A 14,515-nucleotide genomic window follows, 5' to 3' on the forward strand; every position below is an offset into this window, starting at 1 on the left:
CTCACCTTCCTGCTCGGCGGCCGGCGAGCAACGCCCCCAGGTAGGACGGTGCCGCGGCGACCGCGACTTGCCAGTGTGCTCCGGAGCGCGGGTCCGTGCGTGGCGCGACCGCGAGCGGGACGAGCGCGGGGAGGAGGAACAGTGCCGACCGTCCGCGGGTCCACACCGGGGTGGTCGCGGCGACGCCGGTCAGCGCGGCGGTGACGACGAACAGGCCGTGGTGGACGACCCGCAGCTTCCTCGTCCGGACGAGCCGCACGGCGACGGCCGTTCCCCACGCGCAGTTCGCGACGTACGCGACGCTCGCGGCGGCGACCAGGCGGCGGGCCGTGCGCGAACCCGTGGGGGCCGAGCCGCGCCTCCAGGCCTGCACTGTCCGTCGCACGGGCGCGACGTTACGCGCTCTCCCGGCTGACCAGCTTGGAGAGCACGATGGCGGACCGCGTGTGGTCCACCTGGGGTGCGAGGCGGACCTTGTCGAGGGCTTCCTCGAGCGCGGAGAGGTCCTTCGACCGCATGTGCACGACGGCGTCGGCGCTGCCGGTGACGGTGCCGGCGTCGATGACCTCCGGAACGCTGTCGAGCAGGGTCCGGAGTTCGTCCGGCGACACCGTCCCGCGGCAGTAGAGCTCGACCCAGGCTTCGGTGCCACGGTCCTCGACCGCGGGGTCGACCTTGATCGTGAAGCCCTGGATCACCCCGTCGCCCACCAGCCGGTCGACGCGACGCTTGACGGCGGAGGCCGAGAGCCCGACCACCGACCCGATGTCGCCGTAGCCGGCGCGGGCGTTGTCCCGGAGTTGATCCAGGATGCGGTGGTCGAGCGAATCCATTGGACCCATGGTACGCGGACTTCTTGCACGTCAGGTGGGTTCCGCGCACGAAACGTGCGTCACCCGAACGGGTGCCACCGACCCGCACAGTGGGGGACTGCACTCCCCGGACGGTGTGTGCGAGGATCGACGCGGCGTCGACCTGGTCCGCTGCGGTGAGTGAGCCTGCATCTCACCGGAGCTCTTCTTCAGTGGTGGTTCCTGGCAGGCTCGGGCCCCGGTCCCTCCAGGAGGACTGATGTCGAACACCGCACCCGCCCCCGAGTCCGTCGCCACCCCGGCCCGTGTCGCCACGAAGCGCACGATCCTCATGTGCAAGCCGACGCACTACACGGTCAGCTACCGGATCAACCCGTGGATGCACCCCGAGGACCCGACCGACACGTCGAAGGCCGTCGAGCAGTGGCAGTCCCTCGTGGCCGTCTACGAGCAGCTCGGCTTCGACATCTCGTACATCGAACCGATCGAGGGCCTGCCGGACATGGTCTACGCGGCCAACGGCGGCTTCGTGCTCGACGGCGTCGCGTACGGCGCGAAGTTCCAGTACCCCGAGCGCCAGCCCGAGGGCCCGGCCTACATGGACTGGTTCCGCAGCGCCGGCCTGACCGTCGCCGAGCCCGAAGAGACGAACGAGGGCGAGGGTGACTTCCTCCTCATCGGGAACACCATCTTCGCCGGCACCGGCTTCCGCTCGGACAGCACCTCGCACGAGGAGCTCGCGCGCATCTACGGCCGCGAGGTCGTCACCCTCAAGCTGATCAACCCGAACTTCTACCACCTCGACACCGCCATCGCCGTGCTCGACCCGGAGCCCGCCGCCGACGGCACGTCGAACATCGCCTACCTCGAGAGCGCGTTCGACGAGCCCTCCCTGGCGATCCTGCGCGAGCGCTTCCCGGACGCGATCATCGCGACCGAGGAGGACGCGGCGATCCTCGGCCTGAACTCCTACTCCGACGGGTTCAACGTCGTGATCGCCTCGCGCGCCACGACCTTCGCGGAGCAGCTCCGGGAGAAGGGCTACAACCCGATCGGCGTCGACCTGTCCGAGCTCCTGCTCGGCGGCGGTGGCGTGAAGTGCTGCACGCTCGACCTGCACCCGGTCGGCACCGGGACCTCGGTGGCACGCTGATGTCCACCTCCCTCGGGTCCCGCACCGCCGCGGCGCTCGCCGTCGAGGACCGTTCGCTCGCCCACAACTACAGCCCGCTGCCGGTCGTCATCGCATCGGGAGACGGCGCGTGGGTGACGGACGTCGACGGCAAGCGTTACCTCGACGGCCTCGCCGCGTACTCCGCAGTGAACTTCGGGCACGGCAACGCGCGGCTCCTCGACGCCGCCCGAGCGCAGCTCGACCGCGTCACCCTGACGTCGCGGGCGTTCGTGAACGACCGCCTCGGACCGTTCGCGTCGGCGCTCGCCGCGCTCACGGACACCGACATGGTCCTGCCGATGAACACCGGTGCCGAGGCGGTGGAGTCCGCGATCAAGGTCTCCCGTGCCTGGGGCTACCGCGTCAAGGGCGTCCCCGCCGAGCGCGCCACGATCATCGTCGCCTCGGGGAACTTCCACGGCCGCACCACGACGATCATCTCCTTCTCGGACGACCCGTCGGCGCACGACGACTTCGGGCCGTTCACACCAGGCTTCCGCACCGTGCCGTACGGCGACGCGGCGGCCCTCCGCGAGGCGATGGACGAGACCGTCGTCGCCGTGCTGCTCGAGCCGATCCAGGGCGAGGGCGGGGTCGTCATCCCGCCGGCGTCGTACCTCCCCGACGTCCGCACGATCTGCGACGAGTTCGGCGCGCTGTTCGTCGCCGACGAGATCCAGTCCGGGCTCGGGCGCACGGGCCACACCCTCGCCGTGCAGCGCGTCGGGGTCACGCCGGACCTCATCACGCTCGGCAAGGCGCTCGGCGGCGGGATCGTCCCCGTGTCCGCCGTGGTCGGTCGGCGCGACGTGCTGGGTGTGCTGCGCCCGGGCGAGCACGGCTCCACCTTCGGCGGGAACCCGCTCGCGGCGGCCGTCGGGTCCGAGGTCGTGGCGATGCTCGACGAGGGCACGTTCCAGCAGCGGGCGCTCGACGGCGAACCGCTGCTGCGCGGGCTCCTCGACGACCTCGTCGGGAACGGCGTCGTGTCCCACCGGGTCGCCGGACTCTGGGCCGGGATCGACATCGACCCCGCGCTCGGCACCGGCAAGGAGATCGCGCACGACATGGCCGACCGGGGCGTCCTCGTGAAGGACACGCACGGGTCGACGATCCGCTTCGCGCCGCCGCTCGTCGTGACCGACGACGAGGTGCGCCTCGCGATCAGCGCCCTCGCCGAGGTCTTGGCCGCGCGAGCCTGAGCCCCGCGCACGGCGCTCGCTTCGCGAGCCCCGCGCTCGCTTCGTGAGCAGAAATGGTCGGGTCGCCCCAGGGCACCCGACCATTTCTGCTCACCAAGCACGGCGGCGCCGCAGCGCCCCGCGACTCACACCGCCCAGCGCGCCGCCAGCTCGTCCATCAGCCCGTCGAGCCGCTCGTCGACCACCTGCTCCTCCGGGTGCGCCTCGTACCAGGCGATGACCTCGCGGACACCCTGCCGGTACGGGATCCTCGGCCGGTACCAGGGCACGAGCGACCGGACCTTGCTGTTGTCGAAGACCGACGAGTTCGCCTTGTCGCCGAGGAGCGCCGCACCCCACTCCGGGTCCACGGCGTTGATGGCATCAGCCGGCACGTGCACGATCCGCAGGTCGTCCACCCCCGCGGCCGCCGCGATCTCGTGCGCGATGGCGTTCCAGGTCGGCGCCTCGTCGCTCGTGATGGTGAACGGCTCCCCGATCGCCGAGGAGTTGTCGAGCAGCCCCGTGAACCCGACCGCGAAGTCCCGGCTGTGCGTGAGGGTCCACAGCGACGAGCCGTCACCGGTGATGATGATCGGCTTGCCGGCACGCATCCGCGCGACGGCGGTCCACCCGCCCGTGAGGGGCAGCTTGGTCTCGTCGTAGGTGTGCGACGGTCGGATGATCGTGACCGGGAAGTCCTGCTCGCGGTAGGCGGCCATCAGCAGCTCCTCGCACGCGATCTTGTCCCGCGAGTACTGCCAGTACGGGTTCTTCAGCGGCGTCGACTCGGTGATCGGCAGGTGCGTCGCCGGGGTCTGGTACGCCGAGGCCGACGAGATGAACACGTACTGCCTGGTCCGCCCGGCGAAGAACTCGACGTCGGCCTGCACCTGGTCCGGCGTGAAGGCGATCCAGTTCACGACGACGTCCCAGTGGCGGTCGCCGACCGCGTCCGCCAGGGCGCTCCGGTCCGAGACGTCGGCCTGGAGGCGCGTCACACCCTCCGGGATCGGCCTGCCCCCGGTGGTCCCCCGGTTGAGCACGGTGACGTCGAACCCCTGCTCGGCGGCTTCGCGGACACAGGAGGCACTGATCACCCCGCTGCCGCCGATGAACAGCACGCTCGCTCCCGACATGGACGCTCCTTCGCTCCCGGCGGCACCGCTGCGTGCCGCACTCCCTCGATCCTGCACCTACCCGTCAGGGCGGGCGCGGAGCACGGCTCGGAGCGAGGTGGTGTCCCGTGCCCAGGATTCCGCGTGCGGGCTGATCCAGCCGAGCAGTTCGAGCGCGTAGTCGTGGTCCCGCTGCAGGTCACGCGCGTGGATCGGTTCGTGGTGCGCAGCGCGGTTCCGCACGAAGTGCAGTTGCTGCAGTCGCCGACGCACCTCCCGTTGTCGCGTCAAGGAGTCCGCGGGTCCGTGCGGGAACCCCCGGTGGAGCGCTGGTGTCCACAGCGCGGTCAAGTACCGCGACTCGACGAGGTACCGCCAGAACCCGAAGCCGAGCTCGGCGATGACGCGCCCGTGCACTTCGCCGCGACGGCCGTCGCGACTCGCCCGAGCCCGGTGAGCTCCATCACCGATGCCGCGGCTCGCATGTTCCACTCGTAGAGCCGCAACGCCGCGGTCGTGGACCGTGTTCGTTCGGCGTACGAACGGAGCCGCTCGGCCGTGATCAAGCGCTCGACTTCGCTTTCCAGCATCACTTCCCTGTCTGCTACCGTGGATGACGAAGACCCCGGAACGATCACTGGCCCAGGCCACATCGCCGGGGTTTCGTCTTTCCCCCGCCGCTCCTGAAACATCAGCGTACAGTCACCGGTCCGCACGGAGGTCACGAGGACTACCGTCACGGTTCGGGCCGCACCGACGCGTCCCACGACAGGAGTGACACGCACATGGAGTACCGCTACCTCGGCAACTCGGGCCTCAAGGTCTCCGAGATCACCTACGGCAACTGGCTCACCCACGCCTCCCAGGTCGAGAACGACGCCGCGATCGCCTGCGTCCGGGCAGCGCTCGACGTCGGCATCTCGACGTTCGACACCGCCGACGTGTACGCCAACACCGGCGCCGAGACCGTCCTCGGCGAGGCGCTGAAGGGGGAGCGGCGCCAGTCCCTCGAGATCGCCACGAAGGTGTTCGGGCCGACCGGACCCAAGGGGCACAACGACACCGGCCTCAGCCGCAAGCACATCCTCGAGTCGATCAACGGCTCGCTCGAGCGACTGCAGACCGACTACGTCGACCTCTACCAGGCGCACCGCTTCGACTACGAGACGCCGCTCGAGGAGACGATGATGGCGTTCGCGGACGTCGTCCGCCAGGGCAAGGCGCTCTACATCGGCGTGAGCGAGTGGACCGCCGAGCAGCTCCGTGCGGGGCACGAGCTCGCCGACGACCTCGGCGTCCAGCTCATCTCGAACCAGCCGCAGTACTCGGCACTCTGGCGCGTCATCGAGGGCGAGGTCGTCCCGACGTCCGAGGAGCTCGGGATCTCGCAGATCGTCTGGTCGCCGATCGCGCAGGGTGTCCTGACCGGCAAGTACCAGCCCGGCCAGCCGCTGCCGGAGGGGTCACGCGCCACCGACGACAAGGGCGGCGCGAAGATGATCGAGCGGTTCATGCGCGACGAGGTGCTCTCGGCCGTCCAGGAGCTCGGGCCGATCGCCGACGAGCTGAACCTGTCCATGGCGCAGCTCGCGGTCGCCTGGGTGCTGCAGAACGAGAACGTGGCGTCCGCGATCATCGGCGCCTCGCGTCCGGAGCAGGTGCACGACAACGCCGGCGCGGCCGGGGTGACGATCCCCGAGGAGCTGCTGTCGCGCATCGACGACGCCCTCGGTTCGGTCATCGAGCGTGACCCGGCGAAGACCGAGGACAGCAGCCCGAAGACCCGCGAGGCCTAGCCGCCCGTCCCAGGAGGCGCGGTGCGGGTCCGACCCGCGCCGCGCCTCCTGGACACGGTCGCGGTGACCGGCGTCACACCGTTCAGACAACGGAAAAGGCCCCCTGCCGAAGCAGGGGGCCTTCACCGGTGGCTGGACACGGCATCGATCCGTGGACCTTTCGATTTTCAGTCGAACGCTCTACCAACTGAGCTATCCAGCCGTGGCGACCCTGACGGGACTTGAACCCGCGACCTCCGCCGTGACAGGGCGGCACGCTAACCAACTGCGCTACAGGGCCATGTTGAATTACTGTCTTGCCGGTCTCGCTCTGCTTGCTTGCTCACTCTGCGAAGAGTGACCCCAACGGGATTCGAACCCGTGCTGCCGCCGTGAAAGGGCGGTGTCCTAGGCCACTAAACGATAGGGCCGCAAGCGGTGCTTCGCGCTACCGATGGACAAGCATACGGATGCCCCGCAGGTTTCACAAATCGAGGCGCTCCGCCGCGGAATCCCCGGCGTGTCGTGGGGGCGGGCCCGGTCCGCAGGGCTTCACTCACCGTGGGGCAGCAGGCCCCGATTCGTGCTGTCGATCCTCCGGTGGGAGCATCGTCGTCGGTCCCGTACCCCTCGTGCGAGGGGGTGTGCGGGTGCGACACCTGTTGTTACTGTTGCGCTTGTTAACAGTGTTACGTGCGTGAGCCTTGCCGCGCTGTTACGAAATCGAGATGTATGTCGACCCCACACTCGCTGTCACCCCGTCCCCGCCGCCGCGTCATCGCCGCCGCGGTCGCCGTCGTGCTCACCGCCGGCACCCTCGCGGCCCTCGCGCCGGTGTCCTCGGCCAGCGCGGCGTCGTACCCGAGCTGGTCCGACGTCGAGAAGGCCAAGGCGTCGAAGTCGGCCCAGCAGGCGAAGGTGACCCAGATCAAGGGGCTCATCGCGGACCTCACGGCGAAGGCCTCCGCGGCACAGAAGTCGGCCGAGGCCGCCGGCACCGCCTACCAGACCGCGCAGACGAAGTACGACGACGCGACCCTGACCCAGAAGAAGCTGCAGTCCCAGGCGGACGACGCCGAGCAGACCGCGACGGCGTCCGAGGCGCAGGCCGGTCAGCTGGCGGCACAGCTCGGGCGGGCGAGCGCGAACGACGTCACGACCGACATCCTCACGCACCCCACCAAGTCGGGTGACCTGCTCTACGAGCTCGGCGCGATGTCGAAGCTCAGCGAGCAGGCCGACGGCATCTACGCGCAGGCGTCGCAGGACCGCGGTGTGGCGCAGGGGCTCGCCGACAAGGCGGACCGCGCCAAGGAGGCCCTGGGCGACCTGGCCGACCAGGCGCAGGAGAAGATGCGGGCGGCCCAGACCGCCGCCGACCAGGCGCAGGCCTCGGTGGACGCCCAGGCGGACAACAAGGAACGGCTCGAGGCGCAGCTCACCCTGCTGACCACGAGCGAGAAGAACGTCGAGGCGCGCTACGTCAAGGGCGTCCAGGTCGAGAAGGCCCGGCTCGCCCGGATCGCGGCGGCCGCGGCGAAGGCGGCGCAGACGCAGCAGGGCGGCACCGGCGGCGGGTCGCCGAACGCGTCCGGCTGGGTCCGGCCGACGGGTGGCTACCAGACGAGCCCCTACGGCTACCGGCTCGACCCGTACACGAAGAACTACGCGCTGCACGCCGGCGTCGACCTCGCGCCCGCCTGCTACGCCCCGATCTACGCGGCGGCGTCCGGCACGGTGACGTTCGCCGCGAACGGCGGCGGCTACGGCAACGAGGTCGTCATCGACAACGGCGGCGGCATCTCGACGGCCTACGGGCACATCGTCGACGGCGGCACCCTCGTGTCGGTCGGTCAGCACGTCACGGCCGGGCAGCAGATCGCCAAGGTCGGCTCGACCGGCTGGTCGACGGGCTGCCACCTCCACTTCGAGACCCGGGTGAACGGTTCCGCCGTCGACCCGGTCCCCTTCATGGCAGCGCGGGGGATCTCGGTATGAACACGTGCGCCGCCGGGAGGCGTTGACCGAAGCATGAAGCAGTCCGCTCGCACCCTGTCCTCGGGGATCGCGGTGGTGGCCGTCCTCGGGATCGGTCTCTCCGTCGTGGTCGCCGGTCCCGCCCAGGCGGCGCCGTCCGCCCCGAGCTGGGACGACGTGCGAGCGGCGAAGGCGGACACCGCCGAGGCCCAGTCCACGGTCGACGAGCTGAGCACGCGGCTGCAGACGCTGCAGGACGCCGCCGACAGCGCCCAGGTCGCCGAGCTGCGAGCGGGACAGACGTACGCCCTCGCGTCGTCGCAGCAGCAGGAGGCGCAGTCGACGCTCGACGACCTCAGCGCGCAGGCGAAGCGGGCGAAGCGCACGGCGGACGCCTCCGCGCAGCAGGTCGCCGGGCTCGTCGTCGAGCTGTCCCGGACCGGCGGAGGCGACCTGTCCACGGCGATGCTCATCGACGCGCAGGACTCGAAGGACCTGCTCTACCGGGTCGGCACGATGTCCCACCTGTCCGAGCGCTCCGCGACCGTGCTCGCCCAGGCCCGTGCGGACCAGAACACCGTCGACTCGATCGCCGCGCAGCAGTCCGCGGCGACGACGGCCCTCGCGAAGGCGACGGACGAGACGAAGTCCGCCCTCGCCGAGGCGAACGACACCGCGGCGTCGGCCCAGGACCGTGTGCAGAAGGAGCAGGCCCAGCAGGACGAGGTGCTGCAGCAGCTCGCCTACCTCAAGGGCACGAGCGTCGCCACCGAGGCCGCGTACTGGACCGCGCAGCAGGCGAAGCGGTCCGAGGCGGAGCTCGCGTCGGACACCGGGGGTTCCGGGACGACGACGGGCACGGCCACCGGCACGGCGCCGACCGGCTCCGGGACCCAGCCGAGCACGGGCACGCAGCCGAGCACGGGCGGCAGCACGGGCACGCAGCCGAGCACGGGCACGCAGCCGAGCACCGGCGGCGGTTCCGGGACGGGCACCCAGCCGAGCACGCCCACGACCCCGTCGAAGCCGAGCACGCCGACCACCCCGTCGAAGCCGAGCACGCCGACCACCCCGTCGAAGCCGAGCACGCCGACCACCCCGTCGAAGCCGAGCACGCCGACCACCCCGACCGCGCCGAGCACCCCCTCGAAGGCGGCGGGCGCGATCGCCTTCGCCCGGGCACAGATCGGCGACGCGTACGTCTTCGGCGGCGCGGGCCCGAACACCTGGGACTGCTCCGGGCTCGTGATGATGGCCTACAGCTCGCAGGGCATCGCGACCGGCGGCCACAACGTCGTCTGGCAGTACAACTACTTCAAGTCGATCGGTCGGCTCGTGCCGATGTCCGAGCGGCAGCCCGGCGACATCCTCTTCTACTCGTACAACGGGACCGTCAACGAGGCGTACCACGACTCGATCTACACCGGCAACGGGATGATGGTCGAGGCGGCGAACCCGCAGCGCGGCGTGCTCGAGCGGGCGATCTGGACCCCCGGGCAGCTCCTGCCCTACGTGGCCCGACCGAGCGGCTCGCTCTAGGCCGACCGCACCCCCGAACGAACAACGCGCCCCGTCGGAACGGGGCGCGTTGTTCGTTGCGGGGCGCGAACGCCCGGGCGGAAGGGCGCGAACGCCCCGACGGGCGCGAACGCCAGGGCGTCAGTGACCGGCGGGCACGTACGCGGCCTGGCCGGCCGTGACGATCGCCTCGGCCTCGGCGGCGTCGCCCCAGCCCTCGGCCTTGACCCACTTGTTCGGCTCGAGGTCCTTGTAGCGCTCGAAGAAGTGCGCGATCTCGGCCTTCGTCTGCCCGTCGACGTCCGAGATGTCCTGGATGTGGGCCCAACGCGGGTCCTTCGCCGGGACGACGAGGACCTTCGCGTCGTTGCCCGCCTCGTCGCTCATCTTGAAGACGCCGACCGGGCGGACCTTGACGCCCACGCCGGGGAACGTCGGGTACTCGAGGAGCAGGAGTGCGTCCACCGGGTCGCCGTCGTCCGCGAGGGTCTTCTCGAAGAAGCCGTAGTCGGTCGGGTACACGAACGAGGTGAACAGCACGCGGTCGAGGTAGACGCGACCGGTCTCGTGGTCCACCTCGTACTTGTTGCGGCTGCCCTTGGGGATCTCGACGACGACGTCGTACGCGGCCATGTGTGCTCCTGGTCTGTCGGTTGGCGGGAAAGCGCGGCTAACGTTACCGGGTGAACTCTCCGCGTCCCCGGCTGGATCCTGCGGTCGCCGACACCCGGCGTGCGGTCCGCGTCCTGCTCGCGCAGGCGCTCGAGACGTCCGTGGTCCGCCCCGGGGACCTCGTGCTCGTCGCGCTGAGCGGCGGTCCGGACTCGCTCGCGCTCGCCGCGGCGACCGCGTTCGAGGCGCCCAAGCAGGGACTGCGCGCCGGCGCGGTCATCGTCGACCACGCGCTCCAGGCGGGGTCCGAGGCGGTGGCGAGCCGCGCCTCCAGGCAGGCGTCGGAGCTGGGACTGGCACCGGTGACCCTCCGTCGGGTCGCCGTCGGTTCCGCTGGTGGTCCGGAGGCGGCGGCCCGGGAGGCGCGGCACGCGTCGATCGCGCTCGTCGCGTCCGACGTCGGGTCGCCCCTGGTGCTCTTCGGCCACACCCTCGACGACCAGGCCGAGTCGGTGCTCCTCGGGCTCGCCCGCGGGAGCGGGCCGGACTCGCTGTCCGGGATGGCGCCGCTGTCGCGGCGCGGTGCGGGCCCGGCGTACGGGCGACCGCTCCTCGGCCTGCGGCGGCACACCGCGCGGCAGGCGTGCGCCGCGGCCGGACTCGCCCCGTGGGACGACCCGCAGAACGAGGACCCGGCGTACGCGCGCGTCCGGGTCCGGAACGTGCTCCTGCCCGCGCTCGAACGGGAGCTCGGCGCCGGTGTACCCGAGGCACTCGCCCGCACCGCCGACCAGCTCCGCGAGGACTCGGCCGCGCTCGACCACTTCGCCGAGGAGATGGCGGAGGACCTCGCCGAGCACTCCGAGGCCGGCATCTCGCTGTCGGTGCGGGAGCTCCGGGCCAACCCGCCGGCGCTCCGGCAGCGACTCGTGCGGCTCGCGGTGGAGAGCGAGTTCGGCGTGACGCTGTCCCGCGTGCAGACGCTCGAGGTGTGCCGGCTCGTCACCGACTGGAGCGGGCAGGGCCCGATCGACCTGCCGGGCGTGCAGGCGTCGCGATCAGGCGACCGGCTGGCCTTCACCGCCGGTTAGGCTGGGGTGGTGGAACTCTCCGACGTCCAGGCAGACCTGTCCGAAGTCCTCTTCACCCCCGAGCAGATCGACGACAAGCTCGCCGAGCTCGCCGCGGTGGTCGACGCCGACTACCAGGGGCGCGACCCGCTGCTCGTCGGTGTCCTCAAGGGTGCCGTCATGGTCATGGCGGACTTCTCGCGCCACCTCAAGATGCAGGCCCGCATGGACTGGATGGCGGTGTCGTCGTACGGCTCCGGCACGAAGTCGTCCGGTGTCGTCCGCATCCTCAAGGACCTCGACACGGACCTGCACGGGCGCGACGTCCTCATCGTCGAGGACATCATCGACTCCGGTCTGACGCTGTCGTGGCTCAAGCAGAACCTCGAGTCCCGCGGGGCCGCGAGCGTCGAGATCGTCGCACTGCTGCGCAAGCCCGAGGCCGCCAAGGTCGAGGTCGACGTGAAGTACGTGGGCTTCGACATCCCGGACGCCTTCGTGGTCGGGTACGGGCTGGACTACGACGAGCGCTACCGCAACCTGCGCGGTGTCGGCGTGCTCGCGCCGCACGTCTACAGCTGATCCTGGTGGCGGGTGGAGTTCGCCCGCAGAGGACACCCATTCTCGCCACAGAATCGCAGCCGTATGCTGACCAGCACGCAACTTCGGCAGAGAAAGGTGTCGGGCGACCTGCCCGGATCACATGGACTTCAAGCGCATCCTTCGCGGGCCGTACATCTACGTGCTCATCGCGATCGTGGGGATCTGGATCGGCTGGGCGGTCATCAGCCAGTCCGGCACGCAGCAGATCGACACGCAGAAGGGCCTCCAGCAGCTCTCCGACGGCAAGGTCTCGTCCGTGGTGGTGAACTCCACCGAGCAGCGGGTCGACCTGACGCTCAAGGACGGCAACGCGCACGAGCAGTTCTACTACTCGACGCCCCGCGGTGAAGAGGTCATCCAGGCCGTCAACGACGCGAACCTGCCCAAGGGCTACAACGACACCGTCCAGCAGTCGAACTGGTTCCTCTCGCTGCTCGGCATCCTGCTGCCGTTCCTCATCATCGGCGCCCTGTTCTGGTTCCTCCTCGCCAACGCCCAGGGCGGTGGCTCGAAGGTCATGCAGTTCGGCAAGTCCCGGGCGAAGATGAACAACAAGGAGAACCCGCAGGTCAGCTTCGCCGACGTGGCGGGCTCCGACGAGGCGATCGAGGAGCTCCAGGAGATCAAGGAGTTCCTCAAGGAGCCCGCGAAGTTCCAGGCCGTCGGCGCGAAGATCCCGAAGGGCGTGCTGCTCTACGGCCCTCCCGGCACCGGCAAGACGCTGCTCGCCCGAGCCGTCGCCGGCGAGGCGGGCGTGCCGTTCTACTCGATCTCCGGTTCGGACTTCGTCGAGATGTTCGTCGGTGTCGGCGCGAGCCGCGTCCGTGACCTGTTCGAGCAGGCGAAGCAGAACTCGCCCGCCATCGTCTTCATCGACGAGATCGACGCGGTGGGTCGTCACCGCGGCGCCGGCATCGGCGGCGGCAACGACGAGCGCGAGCAGACGCTGAACCAGCTCCTCGTCGAGATGGACGGCTTCGACGGCAAGACGAACGTCATCCTCATCGCGGCGACGAACCGCCCCGACGTCCTCGACCCCGCGCTCCTGCGCCCCGGCCGCTTCGACCGCCAGATCGGCGTCGACGCGCCGAGCCTCGCCGGCCGCAAGCAGATCCTCGAGGTGCACGCGAAGGGCAAGCCGCTCGCCGCGAGCGTCGACCTCGAACTGCTGGCCCGCAAGACGCCGGGCTTCACGGGTGCCGACCTGGCGAACGTCCTGAACGAGGCCGCGCTCCTGACGGCCCGCTCGAACGCGCAGCTCATCGACAACCGTGCGCTGGACGAGGCCGTCGACCGCGTCATGGCCGGACCGCAGCGCCGCACGCGCATCATGTCCGACCAGGAGCGCCTCATCACGGCCTACCACGAGGGTGGTCACGCCCTCGCCGCGGCCGCGATGCGCCACACCGACCCGGTGACGAAGATCACGATCCTGCCGCGCGGCCGTGCCCTCGGCTACACGATGGTGCTCCCGCTCGAGGACAAGTACTCCGTCACCCGCAACGAACTGCTCGACCAGCTCACGTACGCCATGGGCGGGCGCGTCGCCGAGGAGATCGTCTTCCACGACCCGACCACGGGTGCGTCGAACGACATCGAGAAGGCCACCGGCACCGCCCGCAAGATGGTCACCGAGTACGGCATGAGCCGTGCCGTCGGGTCCGTCAAGCTCGGCTCCGGGTCGAGCGAGCCGTTCGTCGGCCGCGACATGAGCGGCGGGACCAGCCGCGACTACTCGGAGAACATCGCCGAGACGGTCGACGCCGAGACCCGTGCCCTGCTCGAGGCCGCGCACGACGAGGCGTACCAGGTGCTCAACGACAACCGCGACATCCTCGACCGGCTGGCCGGCGAGCTGCTCGAGAAGGAGACCCTCGACGCCCCCGAGCTCGTCGAGATCTTCAAGGACGTGCGCAAGCTGCCGGAGCGCCCGCAGTGGCTCTCCAGCGACAAGCGTCCGGTGAGCAACCTGCCCGCCATCGAGGTGCCGGGCAAGGCCGCGCAGACCGCGTCCGAGCAGTCCGACCACGAGTCGTCGAAGCCCCGTCGCCGTCCCTTCGGCAACCCGGGTATCGCCCCCGCGTAGGCCGGCATGACGGACCTGCCGACGAGGCGCTCGCGTCGGCTCGCCGAGGTGAGCCAGGCGCGGGCCGCCGCGGCCGAACCGCCGACGGTCGCGATCGACCTCCGTGCACCCGCCCCGGTGCCGGAGATCGTGACCGGCCCGCGGCGGGACCGTGACCGCGGCGCACCGACCGACGACCGGACCCGGGTGATGGGGATCCTCAACGTCACGCCGGACTCCTTCAGCGACGGGGGCCTGCACCAGGCCTACGACGCCGCCGTGCAGCACGCCCGTGCGCTCGTCGCCGCCGGGGCCGACATCGTCGACGTCGGCGGGGAGTCGACCCGGCCGGGGTCCGAGCGCGTGCCGGTGGAGGTCGAGCAGCGTCGGGTCCTCCCGGTCGTGCAGCAGCTCGTCGCCGAGGGCATCACGGTGAGCGTCGACACGATGAACGCCGCGACCGCCGAACGGTCGGTGGACCTCGGTGCCGCCATCGTCAACGACGTCTCCGGCAGACTTGCCGACGACGACATGGCGCGGGTCGTCCGTGACACCGGTGCCNGTTTCGTCGTCATGCACTGGCGCGGGCACAGCGACCGCATGTACCGCA

Annotated in this window: 14 protein-coding genes and 3 tRNA genes; 9 read left to right on the forward strand and 8 right to left on the reverse strand. The window is 70.6% G+C overall.

All coding sequences use genetic code 11. The annotated features are described in order from the left end of the window. Position 1: 1 nt before the first annotated feature. The gene (locus tag I5E_RS14370; RefSeq protein WP_148286984.1) at positions 2 to 385 is read right to left on the reverse strand and encodes a hypothetical protein; all 384 of its coding nucleotides are present in this window, start codon (positions 383 to 385) and stop codon (positions 2 to 4) included. Positions 386 to 395: 10 nt separating this feature from the next. Further along, positions 396 to 833, reverse strand: a complete 438-nt coding sequence (locus I5E_RS14375; protein ID WP_022907603.1) for an Lrp/AsnC family transcriptional regulator — start codon at positions 831 to 833, stop codon at positions 396 to 398. Between the two features lie 238 nt (positions 834 to 1,071). Between I5E_RS14375 and ddaH the strand changes: the two genes are divergently transcribed. Then, positions 1,072 to 1,965, forward strand: coding sequence for a dimethylargininase (gene ddaH, locus I5E_RS14380; RefSeq protein ID WP_022907604.1), 894 nt, complete (start codon positions 1,072 to 1,074; stop codon positions 1,963 to 1,965). After that, positions 1,965 to 3,188, forward strand: a complete 1,224-nt coding sequence (gene rocD, locus I5E_RS14385; RefSeq protein WP_031262795.1) for an ornithine--oxo-acid transaminase — start codon at positions 1,965 to 1,967, stop codon at positions 3,186 to 3,188. The genes ddaH and rocD overlap by 1 nt, the downstream gene beginning before the upstream one ends. Before the next feature lie 125 nt (positions 3,189 to 3,313). Here rocD and I5E_RS14390 read toward each other — a convergent pair whose 3' ends face one another. After that, positions 3,314 to 4,306 carry an NAD-dependent epimerase/dehydratase family protein gene (locus I5E_RS14390; RefSeq protein WP_022907606.1) on the reverse strand — a complete coding sequence of 331 codons (993 nt, stop codon included), beginning with the start codon at positions 4,304 to 4,306 and terminating at the stop codon, positions 3,314 to 3,316. A 57-nt stretch (positions 4,307 to 4,363) separates the two neighbouring features. Continuing rightward, complete coding sequence (locus I5E_RS21865; RefSeq protein WP_049973520.1) at positions 4,364 to 4,702, reverse strand: hypothetical protein; 339 nt, start codon at positions 4,700 to 4,702, stop codon at positions 4,364 to 4,366. Between the two features lie 368 nt (positions 4,703 to 5,070). Between I5E_RS21865 and I5E_RS14400 the strand changes: the two genes are divergently transcribed. Next, positions 5,071 to 6,081 (forward strand): aldo/keto reductase family protein, encoded by a 1,011-nt coding sequence (locus I5E_RS14400; RefSeq protein ID WP_022907607.1) that lies wholly within the window; start codon positions 5,071 to 5,073, stop codon positions 6,079 to 6,081. 129 nt (positions 6,082 to 6,210) lie between these two features. On the opposite strand, the gene I5E_RS14405 is transcribed toward I5E_RS14400, so the two are convergent. The 3 genes from I5E_RS14405 to I5E_RS14415 all read right to left on the reverse strand — a co-directional run bounded on the left by I5E_RS14405 (position 6,211) and on the right by I5E_RS14415 (position 6,491). Beyond that, positions 6,211 to 6,283 (reverse strand) — tRNA-Phe (locus tag I5E_RS14405). A gap of 1 nt (position 6,284) precedes the next feature. Next, positions 6,285 to 6,361: transfer RNA gene (locus I5E_RS14410), tRNA-Asp, on the reverse strand. 57 nt (positions 6,362 to 6,418) lie between these two features. Then, positions 6,419 to 6,491: transfer RNA gene (locus tag I5E_RS14415), tRNA-Glu, on the reverse strand. Between the two features lie 301 nt (positions 6,492 to 6,792). On the opposite strand from I5E_RS14415, the gene I5E_RS14420 reads away from it, so the two are divergent. Then, positions 6,793 to 8,058 (forward strand): M23 family metallopeptidase, encoded by a 1,266-nt coding sequence (locus tag I5E_RS14420; protein WP_031262797.1) that lies wholly within the window; start codon positions 6,793 to 6,795, stop codon positions 8,056 to 8,058. A 33-nt stretch (positions 8,059 to 8,091) separates the two neighbouring features. Beyond that, on the forward strand, positions 8,092 to 9,576 hold the full coding sequence (locus I5E_RS14425) for a C40 family peptidase (protein WP_031262798.1): 1,485 nt from the start codon (positions 8,092 to 8,094) through the stop codon (positions 9,574 to 9,576). 120 nt (positions 9,577 to 9,696) lie between these two features. Here the strand turns inward: I5E_RS14425 and I5E_RS14430 are convergent, their stop codons facing one another. Beyond that, a complete protein-coding gene (locus I5E_RS14430) occupies positions 9,697 to 10,188 on the reverse strand; it encodes an inorganic diphosphatase (RefSeq protein ID WP_022907608.1) in 492 nt (163 codons plus the stop codon). Positions 10,189 to 10,238: 50 nt separating this feature from the next. Here I5E_RS14430 and tilS point away from each other — a divergent pair, with 50 nt between their 5' ends. From tilS to I5E_RS14450, 4 genes are all read left to right on the forward strand, one after another. Continuing rightward, positions 10,239 to 11,258, forward strand: a complete 1,020-nt coding sequence (gene tilS, locus I5E_RS14435) for a tRNA lysidine(34) synthetase TilS (protein WP_022907609.1) — start codon at positions 10,239 to 10,241, stop codon at positions 11,256 to 11,258. 9 nt (positions 11,259 to 11,267) lie between these two features. Continuing rightward, positions 11,268 to 11,819 carry a hypoxanthine phosphoribosyltransferase gene (gene hpt, locus I5E_RS14440; RefSeq protein WP_022907610.1) on the forward strand — a complete coding sequence of 184 codons (552 nt, stop codon included), beginning with the start codon at positions 11,268 to 11,270 and terminating at the stop codon, positions 11,817 to 11,819. 121 nt (positions 11,820 to 11,940) lie between these two features. Then, positions 11,941 to 13,926 carry an ATP-dependent zinc metalloprotease FtsH gene (ftsH, locus tag I5E_RS14445; RefSeq protein WP_022907611.1) on the forward strand — a complete coding sequence of 662 codons (1,986 nt, stop codon included), beginning with the start codon at positions 11,941 to 11,943 and terminating at the stop codon, positions 13,924 to 13,926. Positions 13,927 to 14,115: 189 nt separating this feature from the next. Continuing rightward, on the forward strand, positions 14,116 to 14,515 hold a 400-nt coding region (locus tag I5E_RS14450), incomplete at its 3' end, for a dihydropteroate synthase (protein WP_042723914.1).

It is taken from the genome of Curtobacterium sp. B18 (genome assembly GCF_000333375.1).
Lineage (GTDB): Bacteria > Actinomycetota > Actinomycetes > Actinomycetales > Microbacteriaceae > Curtobacterium.